Origin of the sequence: Streptomyces sp. Je 1-79 (assembly GCF_025195125.1) — a bacterium.
Lineage (GTDB): Bacteria > Actinomycetota > Actinomycetes > Streptomycetales > Streptomycetaceae > Streptomyces.
The window spans coordinates 79,550-95,657 of record NZ_JAMGSL010000014.1; the positions used below are offsets into that span (position 1 = coordinate 79,550).

The 16,108-nt window shown below is 74.3% G+C and carries 15 protein-coding genes; 9 read left to right on the forward strand and 6 right to left on the reverse strand.

Translation table 11 applies throughout. The features are described from left to right. Positions 1–55 precede the first annotated feature (55 nt). Together M5362_RS26550 and M5362_RS26555 are read left to right on the forward strand one after the other, a co-directional pair. On the forward strand, positions 56–607 hold the full coding sequence (locus tag M5362_RS26550; protein ID WP_260230283.1) for a helix-turn-helix domain-containing protein: 552 nt from the start codon (positions 56–58) through the stop codon (positions 605–607). After that, positions 604–1,350, forward strand: a complete 747-nt coding sequence (locus M5362_RS26555; RefSeq protein ID WP_260230284.1) for a helical backbone metal receptor — start codon at positions 604–606, stop codon at positions 1,348–1,350. The genes M5362_RS26550 and M5362_RS26555 overlap by 4 nt, the downstream gene beginning before the upstream one ends. Here M5362_RS26555 and M5362_RS26560 read toward each other — a convergent pair. Beyond that, a complete protein-coding gene (locus M5362_RS26560; RefSeq protein WP_260230285.1) occupies positions 1,277–2,434 on the reverse strand; it encodes a TDT family transporter in 1,158 nt (385 codons plus the stop codon). The two genes, M5362_RS26555 and M5362_RS26560, sit on opposite strands and share 74 nt — an antisense overlap. Positions 2,435–2,504: 70 nt before the next feature. Here M5362_RS26560 and M5362_RS26565 point away from each other — a divergent pair, with 70 nt between their 5' ends. Then, on the forward strand, positions 2,505–3,437 hold the full coding sequence (locus M5362_RS26565; RefSeq protein ID WP_260230286.1) for a LysR family transcriptional regulator: 933 nt from the start codon (positions 2,505–2,507) through the stop codon (positions 3,435–3,437). A 20-nt stretch (positions 3,438–3,457) separates the two neighbouring features. On the opposite strand, the gene M5362_RS26570 is transcribed toward M5362_RS26565, so the two are convergent. The 3 genes from M5362_RS26570 to M5362_RS26580 all read right to left on the reverse strand — a co-directional run bounded on the left by M5362_RS26570 (position 3,458) and on the right by M5362_RS26580 (position 6,572). Beyond that, complete coding sequence (locus tag M5362_RS26570) at positions 3,458–4,135, reverse strand: gamma-glutamyl-gamma-aminobutyrate hydrolase family protein (protein ID WP_260230287.1); 678 nt, start codon at positions 4,133–4,135, stop codon at positions 3,458–3,460. A 31-nt stretch (positions 4,136–4,166) separates the two neighbouring features. Then, positions 4,167–5,609, reverse strand: coding sequence for an ethanolamine permease (gene eat, locus M5362_RS26575; RefSeq protein ID WP_260230288.1), 1,443 nt, complete (start codon positions 5,607–5,609; stop codon positions 4,167–4,169). A 234-nt stretch (positions 5,610–5,843) separates the two neighbouring features. After that, positions 5,844–6,572: a FadR/GntR family transcriptional regulator gene (locus M5362_RS26580; RefSeq protein ID WP_260230289.1), complete on the reverse strand. Its 729-nt coding sequence runs from the start codon at positions 6,570–6,572 to the stop codon at positions 5,844–5,846. Positions 6,573–6,650: 78 nt separating this feature from the next. Between M5362_RS26580 and M5362_RS26585 the strand changes: the two genes are divergently transcribed. The 4 genes from M5362_RS26585 to M5362_RS26600 all read left to right on the forward strand — a co-directional run bounded on the left by M5362_RS26585 (position 6,651) and on the right by M5362_RS26600 (position 11,166). After that, positions 6,651–8,015, forward strand: a complete 1,365-nt coding sequence (locus M5362_RS26585) for a glutamine synthetase family protein (protein WP_260230291.1) — start codon at positions 6,651–6,653, stop codon at positions 8,013–8,015. Further along, positions 7,982–9,397: an aldehyde dehydrogenase gene (locus tag M5362_RS26590; RefSeq protein WP_374214533.1), complete on the forward strand. Its 1,416-nt coding sequence runs from the start codon at positions 7,982–7,984 to the stop codon at positions 9,395–9,397. The genes M5362_RS26585 and M5362_RS26590 overlap by 34 nt, the downstream gene beginning before the upstream one ends. A gap of 11 nt (positions 9,398–9,408) precedes the next feature. Further along, complete coding sequence (locus tag M5362_RS26595) at positions 9,409–10,191, forward strand: 3-oxoacyl-ACP reductase (RefSeq protein WP_260230411.1); 783 nt, start codon at positions 9,409–9,411, stop codon at positions 10,189–10,191. 63 nt (positions 10,192–10,254) lie between these two features. Further along, entirely contained in the window at positions 10,255–11,166 is a 912-nt protein-coding gene (locus M5362_RS26600; protein WP_260230294.1) for a DUF2510 domain-containing protein, read from the forward strand. A gap of 18 nt (positions 11,167–11,184) precedes the next feature. Here M5362_RS26600 and M5362_RS26605 read toward each other — a convergent pair whose 3' ends face one another. After that, positions 11,185–12,387 (reverse strand): amino acid deaminase/aldolase, encoded by a 1,203-nt coding sequence (locus tag M5362_RS26605; RefSeq protein WP_260230295.1) that lies wholly within the window; start codon positions 12,385–12,387, stop codon positions 11,185–11,187. A 125-nt stretch (positions 12,388–12,512) separates the two neighbouring features. Between M5362_RS26605 and M5362_RS26610 the strand changes: the two genes are divergently transcribed. After that, positions 12,513–14,009, forward strand: a complete 1,497-nt coding sequence (locus M5362_RS26610) for a hypothetical protein (RefSeq protein WP_260230296.1) — start codon at positions 12,513–12,515, stop codon at positions 14,007–14,009. Further along, positions 14,006–15,187 carry a type VII secretion-associated serine protease mycosin gene (gene mycP / locus M5362_RS26615; RefSeq protein WP_260230298.1) on the forward strand — a complete coding sequence of 394 codons (1,182 nt, stop codon included), beginning with the start codon at positions 14,006–14,008 and terminating at the stop codon, positions 15,185–15,187. Before M5362_RS26610 ends, mycP begins: the two co-directional genes overlap by 4 nt. Here mycP and M5362_RS26620 read toward each other — a convergent pair. Beyond that, on the reverse strand, positions 15,162–15,890 hold the full coding sequence (locus M5362_RS26620; protein WP_308354915.1) for a serine hydrolase: 729 nt from the start codon (positions 15,888–15,890) through the stop codon (positions 15,162–15,164). The two genes, mycP and M5362_RS26620, sit on opposite strands and share 26 nt — an antisense overlap. Positions 15,891–16,108: the final 218 nt, after the last annotated feature.

A 16,108-nucleotide genomic window follows, 5' to 3' on the forward strand; every position in this document is an offset into this window, starting at 1 on the left:
TAAGGTTCAGGTAACCGACCAGTACGCGGCACCGAGGGCGAGGGAGGGAGCCGACATGGACGACAAGGATTCCCCACGCGTGGGCGCGGCCGTGAAGAAGCGCCGCCGCGCCCTGAAACTCACCCTGGCCGTCGTGGCCTCGCGCAGCGGCCTGTCCGTGCCCTTCCTCAGCCAGGTCGAGAACGAGCGGGCCCGCCCCAGCGAGCGGTCCCTGGAGCTCGTCGCAGGCGCGCTGGAGACCTCGGCGGCCGAACTGCTCGCCGCGGCGGAGGCCGCCCGCACGGTCGACGTCGTACGGGCCGAAGAGCATCCGCACGCGATGCCCGAGGGCGTACGCTCCCTGGTCCGCGGCCGGCACCAGCTGCACGCGCTGGAGTTCACCGGCGAGCGGGACGCGGGCCGCGAATTCCAGCACCGCAACGACGAGTTGCTGTTCGTCGCCGACGGCGCCGCCGAGGTCGAGGCGGAGGGCCGGGCGTACCGGCTCGAACGCGGCGACACGCTCTACCTCTCCGGGGGCGTACGGCACCGGTGGCGCGCCACCGAGCCCGGCACCCGTCTCCTCGTCGTCGCCGTCGCCGAGCACATCGAGGCCGACGACACATGAGACCGGGGGGCACCGGGACCGGGGCCCGCGTCGTCTCCCTCGTCCCCTCGCTGACCGAGGCCGTGGCCGTCACCGCGCCGGGCCTGCTCGTCGGCGCCACCGACTGGTGCGAGCGCCCGGCGGACCTCGACGTCGTACGGATCGGGGGCACCAAGAACCCCGACGTCCCGGCGATCACCGCGCTCCGCCCCGACCTCGTGATCGCCAACGAGGAGGAGAACCGCGCCCCCGACATCGCCGCCCTGCGCGCCGCCGGGACCGAGGTCCTGGTCACCGAGGTGCGCACGCTGGACCAGGCGTTCCGCGAACTGGACCGCGTGCTGCGCGCCTGTGGCGTCCCGGACCGGCCGCGCTGGCTGGACGAGGCGGAGCAGGCATGGGCCGCCGTCGAGGCGCCGGGCCCGCCGGTCACCGCCGTCGTCCCGATCTGGCGCCGGCCCTGGATGGTCCTCGGCCGCGACACCTTCGCCGGCGACCTGCTCGCCCGTCTCGGCGTACGGCATCTGTATTCCGCTCACCCCGAGCGCTATCCGCGCGTCCCGCTCGACGAGCTCCGGGCGGCGGGAGCCGACCTGGTCGTGCTGCCCGACGAGCCGTACCGCTTCACGCGCGAGGACGGCCCCGAGGCGTTCCCCGGGGCCGCCGCCGCACTCGTCAGCGGGCGGCACCTCACGTGGTACGGGCCGTCACTGGCCGAGGCGCCACGGGTCCTCGCCCGGGCGCTGCGAGCAGCGCACCGCTGAACAGCCCGCGCACGGTGTGGAATCCGGCCACCAGCCAGGCCGCGACGAGGAACACGTACAGCGCGACCGCGAGGGCGCTGTAGGCGGCGAGTCCGGTGTGGTGGGCGAGCCCCTCCGCACCCGTCACACAGGTGCCGACCGGGAAGGTGAAGGCCCACCAGGTCATCGCGAAGCCCATGCCCTGACGGCGGGCCCGCACCACCATCGCCCCGGCCAGCGCGAGCCAGAGCAGGGCGAAGCCCATGACGGGCACGCCGTAGAGGACGGCGAAGGCGGCGAATCCGTGCGCGTACGGGGCGGGCAGCACACCGGTCGCGGCGTCGGCGAACTTGTTCGCGGCGGTCGTCGACTGGCCCAGCGGGCCGAGGACCAGGAAGAGCGTCGGGGTGAGCGCGAGGGGCAGCGGGCCGCCGGTGACGAGCCGGCCGAAGACCAGCGGCAGCATGACGAGGGTGGCGAGCAGGCTGACGCCGAACATCGCGTAGCAGGCGATCAGGAGGGTCTGCTGGGGCTGCCCGGCGGGCAGGTGGGGCAGGAGTAGCGGGCCGACCGCGGCGGAGACCATCGGCGCGACGACGGGCAACAGCCACACCGGCGAGGCGCCCTCGATCCTGTGGTGCACCACCATCAGGTACGGGATCGCGACCGCGGCGGCCAGGCCGATCACCGTACCGGCCGTGAACAGGACGGTGTCGACGGCGACGGCGGCGGGCAGGCCGATCCAGTCCTGGCCGACGGTCAGCGTGCCGGCGCCGACGGCGAGCAGCGCCATCGACAGACAGCCGTAGAACGGGGCCACGGCCGGGTCCATGAGGTGCTCCCTGGCCCGGTCGCGGTGGTGGATCCAGTGCGCGGAGCGGGCCGTGAGCAGGGTGAGGAGCAGGGCCAGGGAGAGGGCCCAGACGGCCGTGCAGACGGCGCGCAGCCCGGGGACGTGCACGGGGAGGGCCGCCCCCGCGTTGGCGACGATGGCGGTGCCCATCACCGAGGCGTACCAGTGGGGGCCGAGGTGACGGACCGCGGCCGCCCGCACGCCGGGGGTGGTGGCGAGGGGGGCCGGACGGGAAGGAGCGAGGGTTGCCATGACCTCACCCTCGCGCGGCCGCGCGGGCCCGACCAGGGATCTTGGCGCTATGACGTCATAAGCTGACTTTATGAGCAGCGAGCCTTCCCCGACCTCACCCCTGTCCCACCGGGTGCCCGACCTCGGCGCGCTGGAACTGCTGCTCGCCGTCGCCCGCCACGGGAGTCTGGGGCGGGCCGCCCGCGAGGTGGGCATCACCCAGCCCGCCGCGAGCAGCCGGATCCGGTCCATGGAGCGGCAGCTCGGGGTCGCGCTGGTGGACCGCTCGCCGCGCGGCTCCAGGCTCACGGACGCGGGGGCGCTGGTGACGGACTGGGCGCGGCGGATCGTCGAGGCCGCGGAGGCCTTCGACGCGGGGGCGCAGGCGCTGCGGGGGCGGCGGGACTCGCGGCTGCGGGTGGCCGCGTCGATGACGATCGCCGAGTACCTGCTGCCGGGGTGGCTGATCGCGCTGCGCGGCGAGCGGCCGGACACGGCCGTGTCGCTGATGGCGGGGAACTCGGCGGCCGTCGCGGAGCGGCTCCTCGCGGACGAGGCGGACCTGGGCTTCGTGGAGGGGCTCGCGGTGCCCGACGGCCTGGACGGGGCGGTGGTCGCCCGCGACCGGCTCCTCGTGGTCGCCGCACCGTCCCACCCGTGGGCCCGGCGCCGCCGGGAGCTGGACCCGGGCGAGCTGGCAGCGACCCCGCTGATTTTGCGCGAGCGCGGCTCGGGGACCCGCCAGGTCCTCGACTCCGCGCTCTCCGCCCACGGCGGGCTGGCCCGGCCGCTCCTCGAACTCGCCTCCACCACGGCCGTGAAGGCGGCGGCGGTCAGCGGCGCGGGCCCCGCCGTCCTGAGTGAGCTCGCGATCGTGGAGGAGCTGGCCTCCCGCCGTCTGGTCGAGATCCCGGTCGAGGGCGTCCTCCTCCGCCGCGAACTCCGCGCGGTCTGGCCCACGGGCCACCGGCCGACGGGGCCGGCGCGTGACCTGCTGTCCCTGACTCGGGCTACGACGGGGTAAAAAGGCTCCTCGGGTCGGTCTCAGCCCGCCGCCGTGATCAGGCCGCGCATGACCCGGAGGTCCTCGCCCATCTCCGGGTGCCACTGGACGCCCAGGGCCCAGAGTGGGTCCGGGAGTTCGACGGCCTCGATCGTGCCGTCCTCCGCGTACGCCGAGGGGGTCAGGCCCTCGCCGAGGCGGTCCACCGACTGGTGGTGGTAGGTCGGCACCGAGGTCTGCTCCTGGACCAGGGAGGCGTACCGCGTGCCCGGGACCGGCTTCACCGTGTGGCGGCCGATCACGCCGACCGCCTCCACATGGCCGTCCAGGTGCTGGACCAGCGTGCCGCCGAGCGCCACGTTCAGCAGCTGCATCCCCCGGCAGATGCCCAGCACCGGGGTGGCGGAGGCCAGTGCCGCCTCGATCAGGGCCAGCTCCCACGCGTCCCTGGCCCGGGCCGGCGGGCCGGTACGGGGGTCGGGCTCGGCCCCGTACCGCACGGGCTCCACATCCGCCCCGCCCGCGATCACCAGACCGTCGAGCCGCGCCACCACCGACGCGGCGGCGGACGGCGCGTCCGGCGGGAGCATCGACGCCAGGCCGCCGCTCGCCTGCACCAGGCGCGGGTACTGCGCCGGCAGCAGCGCCGCGGGCATCTCCCACACGCCCCAGCGGGCCTGGTCCAGATAGGTCGTCACGCCGATGAGCGGCTTGGACACGGAACACTCCTCCAGAGGGACCGACGGTGGATCAGTCGCGTTCGAGTTCGGCCTCGGCCGCCGCCAGCGCCGCGAACTCCTCCTCCGGCGCCTTGGCGACCAGGTGCTTCCGACTGTAGAACGCGAAGTAGGCGAGGGCGATCACATAGACCCCCAGCGCGATGAACGCCGCGTCCTTGTCCACCAGGAACGTCGCCACCAGCGCCGACAGGGCCAGGACGAACGCCACCGACGAGGTCACGACGCCGCCCGGCGTCCGGTACGGCCGCGGCAGGTCCGGCTCGCGGCGCCGCAGCACGATGTGCGAGAGCGCCATCAGGGCGTACGAGATGGTCGCGCCGAACACCGCGATGTTCAGCATCCGCGCGCCGTCCCCGGTCCCCGCGGCCAGCGCGAAGCCGATCGCGCCCGGGATCAGCAGCCCCAGGTAGGGGGACTTGCGGCGGCTCGTGAGGGACAGGAACCGGGGCAGGTAGCCGGCCCGGGAGAGGGCGAAGAGCTGGCGCGAACCGGCGTAGATCAGCGAGAAGAACGAGGCGACGAGCCCCGCGAGACCGGCGTAGTTCACGAAGCGGCTCAGGGCGGTCGGGTCGCCGTCGCCCTGCAGCGCCACGACCAGCGGGTTGCCCGCCTCCTGGATCGCGGCCGACCCGCGCGCTCCGGTCGCGGCGAAGAAGGTCACCACGGCGAGCAGCACCAGGATGCCCATCGACAGGGCGAGCGCCCTCGGCATCGAGCGGACCGGGTCCTTGGCCTCCTCCGCCGCGAGCGGCACGCCCTCGACGCCGAGGAAGAACCACATGCCGAAGGGGAACGCCGCCCAGATCCCGAGGAGCCCGTACGGCAGCCAGGAGTTGGCGCCGAAGGCCTCGCCGTCGGCCGGGATGTCGTTCAGCCCGTCGACGTGGAAGTCGCTGAGCGCGCCCAGCGCGAAGATGACGAGCGCGGCGACCGCGATGGCCGTGACGATCAGGCTGAAGCGCAGCGCCTCGCCCACGCCCCACAGGTGGATGCCGATGAAGACGGCGAAGCAGGCGAGATAGACCGGCCAGCCGGACTCCAGGCCGAAGAGGCCCAGGGATTCGACGTAGTCGCCGATGAAGATGGAGATCGCGGCGGGGGCGAGGATGTATTCGATGAGGATCGCGGTGCCGGTGAGGAAGCCGCCCCAGGTGCCGAGCGCCCGGCGGGCGAAGCCGTAGCCGCCGCCGGCGGTGGGCAGGATGGCGGAGAGCTCGGCGAGCGCGAAGACGAGACAGGCGTACATCGCGCCCATCAGGACGGTCGCGATGGCCAGTCCGCCGAAGCCGCCCTTGGACAGGCCGATGTTCCAGCCGGAGAAGTCGCCGGAGACGACATAGGCGACGCCCAGGCCGGTGAGCAGCAGCCAGCCGGCGCTGCCACGGCGCAGGGCCCGGCGTTCGAGGTAGTCGTCAGGTGCCGTCTTGTTCCCGGTGGTGTCTTCGAGCGTCATGGCAGCGTCAGCTCCCGCGTCGGGCCCAATGGATTGGTGCCATACCTTTGCGCCGCCTCGGCTGGAACGCAACCCCCGTGCGTTACTTTCGGGTTACGCCCCCTCCTGTGGGGCTCGGTCCCCCTGGCGTCGCCGGAGCTCCCACCGGCCGCCCCCTGGCTTAGCCGGAGCTCCCACCGGCCGCCCCTTCGCGCGCGCCGACGGCCGGCCCCTCGCCTCAGGCGCCCGCGCGCCTCAGGTCAGGAAGCCGCGCAGCAGCGCCGCCGTGCCCCCGCAGTGCTCGCGCATCACCTCGCGGGCCGCGTCCGCGTCACCGTCGAGCACCGCCTCCACCAGGGCCGCGTGCTGGTGCTGCGAGTGCTCCAGGTTGCGTACGAGCAGGGGGATGCAGTCCAGGAGGTCGTTCACCGTCGCCCGCACGGCGGCGTACTGCGCCGTGAGCGTGGGGGAGCCGGAGAGCTCGGCCAGCGTGAGGTGGAGCAGGGTGTCCTGGCGCCGGTAGTCGTCCAGCGGCGCGTCGTGCGTGGCCGCGAGGGCCGTACGGAGCCGCTCCGCGCCGGCGTCGTCGAGACCGTGCGCCGCGCACAGCCCCGCCGCGCCGACCTCCAGGACCTCGCGGAACCGGAGCGTGTCCTCCACGTCGACGGAGGCGATCCGGCGCCGCAGCTCGTCCTCGTCGGCCGTCCGCGGCCGCTGGAGCACGAACGTGCCGCCGTACCGCCCGCGCCGGCTCTCCACGAGGCCCTGTTCCTGGAGCACCTTCAGCACCTCGCGCAGGGTGACCCGGCTGATCCCCATCCGGTCGGCCAGCTCCCGCTCGGCCGGCAGCCGCTCACCGCCGGGGACCAGCCCGAGCCGTACGACCTGGAGGATCTGCTCCAGCGCCTCCTCGAAGCCGTTGCCCGCTCGGACCGGCCGCAGCACGGGCGTCAGCCGGTCCGCCGGTTCACTCGTACTGGACACGTTCCCGTTTCCCCTTCCCAAGCAATGGTCTTCGGCAATACCTTATGGCTTCCGGCTGACCCAAGGAGGAGTAATCCCGTGGCAGACCGCAAAGCCCCGCTCTCCGTCGAGGAGCTGCGCGCCCTCGTCGCGAGCGGTGAGATCGACACCGTCGTCCTGGCCTTCCCCGACATGCAGGGACGGCTCCAGGGCAAGCGGTTCGCCGCACCGTTCTTCCTCGACGACGTCCTCGACCACGGCACCGAGGGCTGCAACTATCTTCTGGCCGTCGACACGGAGATGAACACGGTCGACGGATACGCGATGTCCTCCTGGGACCGCGGCTACGGCGACTTCGCCATGCGTCCCGACCTCTCCACCCTGCGCCGCGTGCCCTGGAACGAGGGTACGGCGATGCTCATCGCCGACCTCGCCTGGAACGACGGCTCGCCCGTCGTCGCCGCGCCGCGCCAGATCCTCCGCCGCCAGCTGGAGCGGCTCGCCGAACACGGCTACACCGCGCACGTCGGCACGGAGCTCGAGTTCATCGTCTTCAAGGACACCTACGAGCAGGCCTGGGACGCGAACTACCGGGGCCTGACGCCGGTCAACCAGTACAACGTCGACTACTCGGTCCTCGGCACCGGCCGCGTCGAGCCCCTGCTGCGGCGGATCCGCAACGAGATGGCCGGCGCCGGCCTGACCGTCGAGTCCGCCAAGGGCGAGTGCAACCCGGGCCAGCACGAGATCGCCTTCAAGTACGACGAGGCCCTCGTCACCTGCGACCAGCACGCCGTCTACAAGACGGGCGCCAAGGAGATCGCCGCCCAGGAGGGCGTCTCGCTCACCTTCATGGCGAAGTACAACGAGCGCGAGGGCAACTCCTGCCACATCCATCTCTCGCTCCAGGACGCCGAGGGCACCAACGTCATGGCCGGCGACGGGCCCGCCGGAATGTCCCAGGTCATGCGGCACTTCCTCGCCGGCCAGCTCGCCGCCCTGCGCGACTTCTCCCTCCTCTACGCCCCCAACATCAACTCCTACAAACGCTTCCAGCCCGGCTCCTTCGCCCCGACCGCCGTCGCCTGGGGCGTCGACAACCGCACCTGTTCCCTGCGCGTCGTCGGCCACGGCCGCTCGATGCGCTTCGAGAACCGTCTGCCGGGCGGAGACGTCAACCCCCACCTCGCCGTCGCGGGCCTGATCGCCGCCGGCCTGTACGGCATCGAGCAGGGGCTCGAACTGCCCGCCGCCTGCGACGGGAACGCCTACACGGCCGACCACGCCCACGTCCCCACCACCCTGCGCGAGGCCGCCGAGCTCTGGGAGACCAGCCCCATCGCCAAGGCCGCCTTCGGCGACGAGGTCGTCGCGCACTACCGCAACATGGCCCGCGTCGAACTGGACGCGTACGACGCCGCGGTGACCGACTGGGAGCTGCGCCGCTCCTTCGAACGCATGTGAGGAACGAGTTGCCGCACGAACTGCTTGTCCTGAACCCGGCGACCGAGGAGGTCGTCGCCACCGTCCCCGCCGCCACCACCGAGGACGTCGACGCCGCCGTCGTACGGGCCACCGAAGCCCAGCGCGGATGGGCCGCCGCCGCCCCCGCCGACCGCGCCCGGCTGCTGCGCCGCTTCGCGGCCGTCGTCGACGCCCACACCGAGGAGCTCGCCCTCCTCGAAGTCCGCCAGGCCGGCCACACCCTCGGCAACGCCCGCTGGGAGGCGGGCAACGTCCGCGACCTGCTCGACTACGCGGCCGGGGGAGTGGAACGGCTGAACGGCCGGCAGATCCCCGTCGCCGGCGGACTCGACGTCACCATCCTCGAACCCCTCGGCGTCGTCGGCGTGATCGCGCCCTGGAACTTCCCCATGCCGATCGCCGCGTGGGCCACCGCCCCCGCCCTCGCCGCCGGCAACGCGGTGATCCTCAAGCCCGCCGAGACCACCCCGCTCACCGCGCTCCGCCTCGCCGAACTCGCCCTGGAGGCAGGGCTCCCCGAAGGCCTCTTCCAGGTCCTGCCGGGCGAGGGGGCCGTCGCGGGCAACGCGCTCGTCGAACACCCCGGCATCGCCAAGATCGTCTTCACCGGCTCGACACGGGTCGGCAAGAGCATCATGGCGAAGTGCGCCGACCAGGTGAAGCGCCTGACGCTCGAACTCGGCGGCAAGAGCCCGAACATCGTCTTCGCCGACGCCGACATCGAGGCCGCCGCGGCCGCGGCCCCCATGTCCTTCCTCGACAACAGCGGCCAGGACTGCTGCGCCCGCACCCGCATCCTGGTCCAGCGCGGCGTGTACGACCGCTTCCTGGAGCTCCTCACCCCCGCCGTCGAGGAGATCGTCGTCGGCGACCCGGCCGACGAGAGGACCCAGATGGGCCCGCTGATCTCCAGGGCCCAGCTGGAACGCGTACGGGCGTACGTCCCCGACTCCCTCCCCGGCATCCGCGGCAAGGCCCCCGAGGGCCCCGGTTTCTGGTTCCCGCCGACCGTCCTCACCGACGTCGCCGAGGACGCCCCCTGCGCCGTCGAGGAGGTCTTCGGGCCGGTCGCCGTCGTCCTGCCCTTCGAGGACGAGGAGGACGCCGTACGGCTCGCCAACGCCACCGAGTACGGCCTCTCGGGCTCCCTGTGGACCCGCGACGTCGGCCGCGCCCTGCGCGTCTCGCGCGCCGTCAGGGCCGGCAACCTCTCCGTCAACTCCCACTCCAGCGTCCGCTACTGGACCCCCTTCGGCGGCTACCGGCAGTCCGGCCTCGGCCGGGAACTCGGCCCCGACGCACTGACCGCCTTCACCGAAACCAAGAACGTCTTCATCAGCACGGAGGGCCCCGCACTGTGAGCAACGAGACCCTGAGCAACGAGACCATCTGCCGCCGCCTCGTCGGCCGCACCGCCGTCATCACCGGGGCCGGCAGCGGCATCGGCCTGGCCACCGCCCGCCGCCTCGCCTCCGAAGGCGCCAACGTCGTCTGCGGCGACATCGACGAGACCGCGGGCAAGGCGGCGGCCGAGGAGGTCGGCGGCACCTTCGTCCAGGTCGACGTCACCGACCCCGAGCAGGTCGAGGCGCTCTTCAGGACCGCCTTCGACACCTACGGCTCCGTCGACATCGCCTTCAACAACGCGGGCATCTCGCCGCCCGACGACGACTCCATCCTCACCACCGGCCTGGAGGCCTGGAAGCGCGTCCAGGACGTCAACCTCACGTCGGTGTACCTGTGCTGCAAGGCCGCCCTGCCCTACATGCGGCAGCAGGGCCGGGGCTCCATCATCAACACCGCCTCGTTCGTCGCGATCATGGGCGCGGCCACCAGCCAGATCTCGTACACCGCCTCCAAGGGCGGCGTGCTCGCCATGTCCCGTGAACTGGGCGTGCAGTTCGCCCGCGAGGGCATCCGCGTCAACGCGCTCTGCCCGGGACCGGTCAACACCCCGCTCCTGCAGGAGCTGTTCGCCAAGGACCCGGAGCGGGCCGCGCGCCGGCTCGTGCACATCCCCGTCGGCCGGTTCGCGGAGGCCGAGGAGATCGCCGCCGCCGTGGCCTTCCTCGCCAGCGACGACTCCTCCTTCATCAACGCCACCGACTTCCTCGTGGACGGCGGCATCTCGGGCGCGTACGTGACCCCGCTCTAGGGCCTGCCGTGCTCGCCTCGCCGGCCCGGCCATGGTCCACAAGACACCCCCTAGGCTTGCGGGATGAGCATGACGACCCCTCCCGGCTGGTATCCGGACCCGGCCATGCCCACCGTCGAACGCTGGTGGGACGGTACGAACTGGACCGCGCACACCCGGCAGGCGCCGGCCGCGCCCACGGTCTTCGCGCCCGCTCTGCCCGTACGCGCGGGGCGGGGCAAGGCCGTCGGCATCGGCGCCGCCGCGGTGGCCGTGGTCGCGGCGGTCGTCGCGGGCGTGGTCGTGTTCGGCGGCGACGACCGGGACGACCCGCCCACGGCGGGCCCGGCCGGGACCGTGAGCACCGGTGTGGCGCCCTCCTCCTCGGCCACCAGTGGCGCGCCCGCCGAGGACGAGGACGAGAACGCCACCCAGGTCGCCGACCCGCTCAACGGCATCACCCTGCCCGTCCTCAAGGGCTGGGAGAAACCGCGCTACATGTCGGGCGACGTGCCGAGGGTCGCGACCGTCGGCGCCTATCCGTGCCCCGGTGCCACCAGCCGCGACTGCCGTCGCGGCATGGTCTCCTCCCACTCCGTGTCGGGCACCGACGCGACGACCCCCGAGGCCGTCGCCAAGGAGGACATCGCGCTGGCCGCCGACGCGGCCTACGAGGAGGACTACCTCGACAACCGCACCCACGGCGGCATCGTCTCCCACAAGGTGGTGGCCGCCCGCCCCGCCGCGGTCGCCGGGCGCACCGGTTACCTGGTCCGCTGGCAGGTCGTCACCGGCAAGGGCCCGGGCGGCTTCGTCCAGTCGCTGGCCTTCCCGTCCCCGATGGGGAGCGAGTCCCCGGTGGTCGTGCGCTTCGCGTTCGACGCGGGTCCGGACGGTCCCTCGCTCGCCACGATGGACGAGATCGCGCGGGGGATCCGCCCCATCGGCAGTGACACGGGCGGGGGCGTGGGCAGCTCGATCACCCCGGGGGCCTGAGAGCCCACGGGTGGCCCGCTACAGGAACGTACGGCCCTCGCCCCGGTACGTCGGTACCGTCGCCGTGATCCGGTCGCCGTCGATCAGCTGGAGGCTGTCGAACCGCTCGCACAGCTCCCCGGCCTTCGCGTGCCGGAACCACACCTTGTCCCCGATGAGGAGATCGTCGGCCGCGGAGCCGAGCAGCGGTGTCTGCACCTCGCCCGGGCCCTCCTGCGGGTCGTAGCGCAGCCCCTCCGGCAGGTACGGGACGGGCAGCCGGTCCGCGCCCGCGGCGCCCGACGCCGGATAGCCGCCGCCGAGCACGGTCACCACGCCGACGCCCGGGCGGCGCACGACCGGCTGGGCGAAGAGCGCCGCCGGACGGCCGGTGAACGACGTGTAGTTGTCGAAGAGACGCGGCACGTACAGCCCTGAACCGGCGGCGATCTCGGTCACCGCCTCCTCGGCCGCCGTGTGCTGCACGCTGCCCGTGCCGCCGCCGTTGACGAACTCCAGGTCCGGCGCCACCGCCCGTACGGCACGGACCACGGCCGCGCGCCGGGTCTCCAGCTCCCTGCGGGCGGCCGACTGCATCAGCCGGATCACCCGGGACCGCAGCGGGCGCCCGGCGACCGCGTCCCCGACCCCGGCGACATGCCCCTCGTACGCCATGATCCCGACCAGCCGGAAGCCGGGCCGACGGGCGATCGAGCGGGCCAGCTCGGCGAGCTGGGCGGGCTCGCGCAGCGGGGAGCGGAGCGCGCCGACCCGTACCCGGCCGCCGAGCAGCCGGAGCGACGTGTCCAGCTCCAGGCAGATCCGGATCTCCTCGCCGCCACCCGCGCGTGCCGCGTCGATCAGGTCCAGCTGGGCCGGGTCGTCGACCATCACGGTCACCGCGGCGGCGAGCTTCGGATCGTTCGCGAGTTCGCCGAACGAGGTCCGGTCGGCGGACGGATAGGCGAGCAGCACGTCCTCGAACCCGGCCCGGGCCAGCCACAGCGACTCGTCGAGCGTGAACGACATGATCCCCGCGAACCCCTCGCGCGCCAGGACCCGCTCCAGGAGGACACGGCACCGCACGGACTTGCTCGCCACCCGGATCGGCTTGCCGCCGGCCCGGCGTACGAGATCGTCGGCGTTGGCGTCGAACGCCTCCAGGTCGACGATGGCGACAGGCGCGTCGAGATGGGCGGTGGCCCGGTCGTACCGGGCCCGGTCGGCGGCGCGGGGAGTCATGGCCCGAGCTTGCCAGACGGGTTTACGGGTGGGTAGCCCCTGAGTTCCCGCACCGGGGGGAACAGCCCGTAGAGTGGCGGGCATTGCGAGGGCAGGCATCAGGACGGAACGACCAGGGGGCGGGGATGAGCACCGACGCGCACCGCCCCACGTCCCGCATCAGCGAGGCCCTGCTCCCGCCCCCGACGCCGGCGCCCGACGCCGCACCACAGGGCGCCCCGCACCCCGCCCCGCCCGGCCGCCCGCCGGCCCCCCGCCCGGACACCCCCGCACCGAACCCCACGAGCGCCGCGAGCCCGTCCGGCCGCCCGCCGGCCCCCCGCCCGGACACCCCCGCACCGAACACCACGAGCGCCGCGGGCCCGCACGGCGTCCCACCGCAGCCGACGGAACCCCCGGCCTCGGCCGGCCGGCCTTCCGCGCCCGTGCCCGCTCCCGGCGCCGCCACCGGCCCGACGGCCCCGCCGCCGAGGCCCGCGACGCCCCCGCGCACCATCCCCACCCACCCCGCGTCGCCCGGCACCTCCGCCCGCTCCGGAACGCCCGGTGCCCACCCCGTGGCGCCCCGTACCCCCACCCACCCCGCGCCGCCCACCACCCCCGCCCGCCCCGCGGCGTCGGCTCCGGCCGCCGACGTGCCGGCCGTCGAGCGGACCACGCGGCTGCGGCCCATCCGCGACACCCCCTCCCGGCCCGGACCGCCGCGTCCCGCCACACCGCCCCCGGCGCCGACCCACCCCGCCCCGGTGCGCCCCACGACGCCCGCCCCGCCGAGGCCGGCGCAGACGTACGGCACGTACGGCGCCTACCGGCCCTACACCGCGCCGCCGGAGACCCTGGCCGAGACCACCACCCGCCTGCGGCCCATCCGCGAGCGCCGCGTCGGCCGTGTCGTCGCGGCCGGAGCCTGTCTGGTCCTCGGCGTCGGCCTCGTCGGCGGTGCCGTCGCCGGAGCCGTCCTCGCCACCACCGACGCCGGCGCGCCCGACGAGCCCGAGGGCTACGCCGAGGCCAGGACCGTGTGGCACAGCGTCCCCGTCGACACCCTCTTCCCCCGCACCCTCGCGGGCCCCGGTGAGGGCCCCGGCGCCGCCGACCGCACCTGGACGCGGGTCGTCGTCGCGGCCGACACCCCCTGCACCCCGGCCGTCCTGCCCAAGAGCGTGCTCACCACCCTGCAACCCGTCGGCTGCGACCGCGTCCTGCGCGCCACGTACACCGACGCCACCGCCAGCAGCGTCATCACCGTCGGCCTGGTCTTCACACAGGCCGACCCCACCGCCGCGCGCTCCCTCGGGGTCCAGTCCGCCGCCCGCCTCGGCGCCGACGTGCCCCCGGCCCTCTCCGCCCCCGGCACCGCGGCCGCGCGCTTCGGCGCCGCGCAGCGGGCCAGCTGGTGGACCCGCGCCCTCACGGACCTCCCCGTCGTCGTCACCGCCGTCTCCGGCTTCGCCGACGGCCGCCCGGCCGGGGACCCCGTACCCGCCGACCGCGCCATGGCCGACGGACAGACCAGCGCCACCGCCCAGGCCGGCCTGGGGCACGAGGCCAAGGGCGTCGCCGACCGGATCGAACGCGCCCTGCGCACCACGGTCACCACGGCGGCCAGGGGTGACGAGTGACCCGCTCCCGCGCCGTAGCGGCCCTCCTCGCCACCGCCTTCGCCGTCCTCCCCGGGACCACCACCCCGGCGTACGCCGACACCATCCGCGCCCGCCAGTGGGGCCTCGAAGCCCTCCACACCACCGAGGCCTGGCGCACCACCCAGGGCGAGGGCATCACCGTCGCCGTCCTCGACACCGGAGTCGACGCCGAACACCCCGACCTCACCGGGTCGGTCCGCGCCGGCAAGGACCTCGTCGGCTTCGGCGCCGAGCGCGGTGACCGCGCCTGGGCGCGCCACGGCACCGCCATGGCCGGCATCATCGCCGGGCACGGCCACGGCGTCGGCCGTCAGGACGGCGTCCTCGGCATCGCGCCCAAGGCCGAGATCCTGCCCGTCCGGGTCATCCTCGAAGGCACCGACAAGGCCCGTGACAAGGCCCGCAAGACCCGCGGCACCGCCCTCGCCGAAGGAATCCGCTGGGCCACCGACAACGGCGCCGACGTCATCAACCTCTCCCTCGGCGACGACTCCAAGTCCGCCCACGCCGACGCGGGCGAGGACGCCGCCGTCCAGTACGCCCTCTCCAAGGGCGTCTCCGTCGTCGCCTCGGCCGGCAACGGCGGCGAGAAGGGCGACCACATCTCGTACCCCGCCGCCTATCCCGGCGTCGTCGCCGTCACCGCCGTCGACCGGTGGGGGACCCACGCCTCCTTCTCCACCAGCCGCTGGTACGCCACCGTCAGCGCCCCCGGCGTCGACGTCGTCATCGCCGACCCGGACCGCAGCTACTACGAGGGCTGGGGCACCAGCGCCGCCGCCGCCTTCGTCTCGGGCGCCGTCGCCCTCGTCCGGTCCGCCCACCCCGACCTGACGCCCGCCCAGATCAAGCAGCTCCTCATCGACACCGCCCGCAACCGGCCCAAGAACGGCCGCAGCGACGACAAGGGCTACGGCACCGTCGACCCGGCCGCCGCCATCAAGGCAGGCGCCGAGCTCAAGGGCGCCGACCCCAAGAAGGCCGCCGCCGGCTACGGCGGCCGGTTCTTCGGCTCCGGACCGCACACCGCCGCGGACGAGGGCAGGCCGATCGGCCTGCTCGCCCCGGCCGTCGGCGGCCTCGGCGCCGTCCTGCTCGTGGCCGCCGTCGTCCTGTGGCGCGGCAGCCGCACTACAGGGCCGCGCCCACCGCGCTGACCGCCGCCCGCGCGGCCCGCTCCACGCTCTCCACCCCGGCGTCCTTCGTGACGTGCCCGTCGGACAGGACCGCGACGAGGAACGCCCGCCCGTCGGCCGTCACGCGCCCCACGCTGTTCACGTCCCACAGACCGGTCGCGTCACGGGGGAGCCATCCGTTCTTCAGCGCCGGACCGTCACCCGCCGCGGAGACACCCCACCCCTGGTCGGCGACCACGCCTTCCAGGAGCTCCGTGGCATACGCACGGGAATCCCCGGCCAGCGGGGAGTCCGCGCCGAACACCGCCTCCAGCAGCGCCAACCGGTCCGCGACCGTGGTCTGCGTCAGCCCCCACGCCGTCGCGCCGCTCGTCCGGGACAGCCCGAGCCGGGCGCCGGCCGCGTCCAGACCGCCCGCTCCGCCGATCCTCTCCCAGAGCGCGGTGGCCGAGGCGTTGTCGCTGCGCCGGATCATGGCGTCCGCGGCCGCCCGTTCGGTGGGTGTCAGCCCCCTGCCCTCGTCCTGCGCGCGCAGCAGCAGGGCGACGAGGATGTCGAGCTTGACCACGCTGGCCGTGTCGTACGTCCGCCCCTCGCCGCCGTACGAGGCCGAGCGTCCGGTCCCGAGGTCGAGCACCGCGACCGACAGGGAGGCCCGGCTCCCGGCGAGGACGGGTGCGACCGCCTCCGCGAGGACGGCGTCGAGATCCACTTCCACGGTCACGGCGGCCGTCTCCTCCAGGGTCGGTCGTGCGGCGGCGGGGCCGATGCGTACAGCCCCGCGCGGGCCCGTACGGGACGGCGACCGCGGGCACGACGGCGGGCAGGGCAAGTCTGGGGCGGGGCAGGGGCCTGACGCCAGGACGCCGCCCGGGTGTGGCCCGCGCCCGCGCCGGCGACCCGCCGGGAAAGCGGCCGTCCGACGGCGGTTAGGCTCGGTGC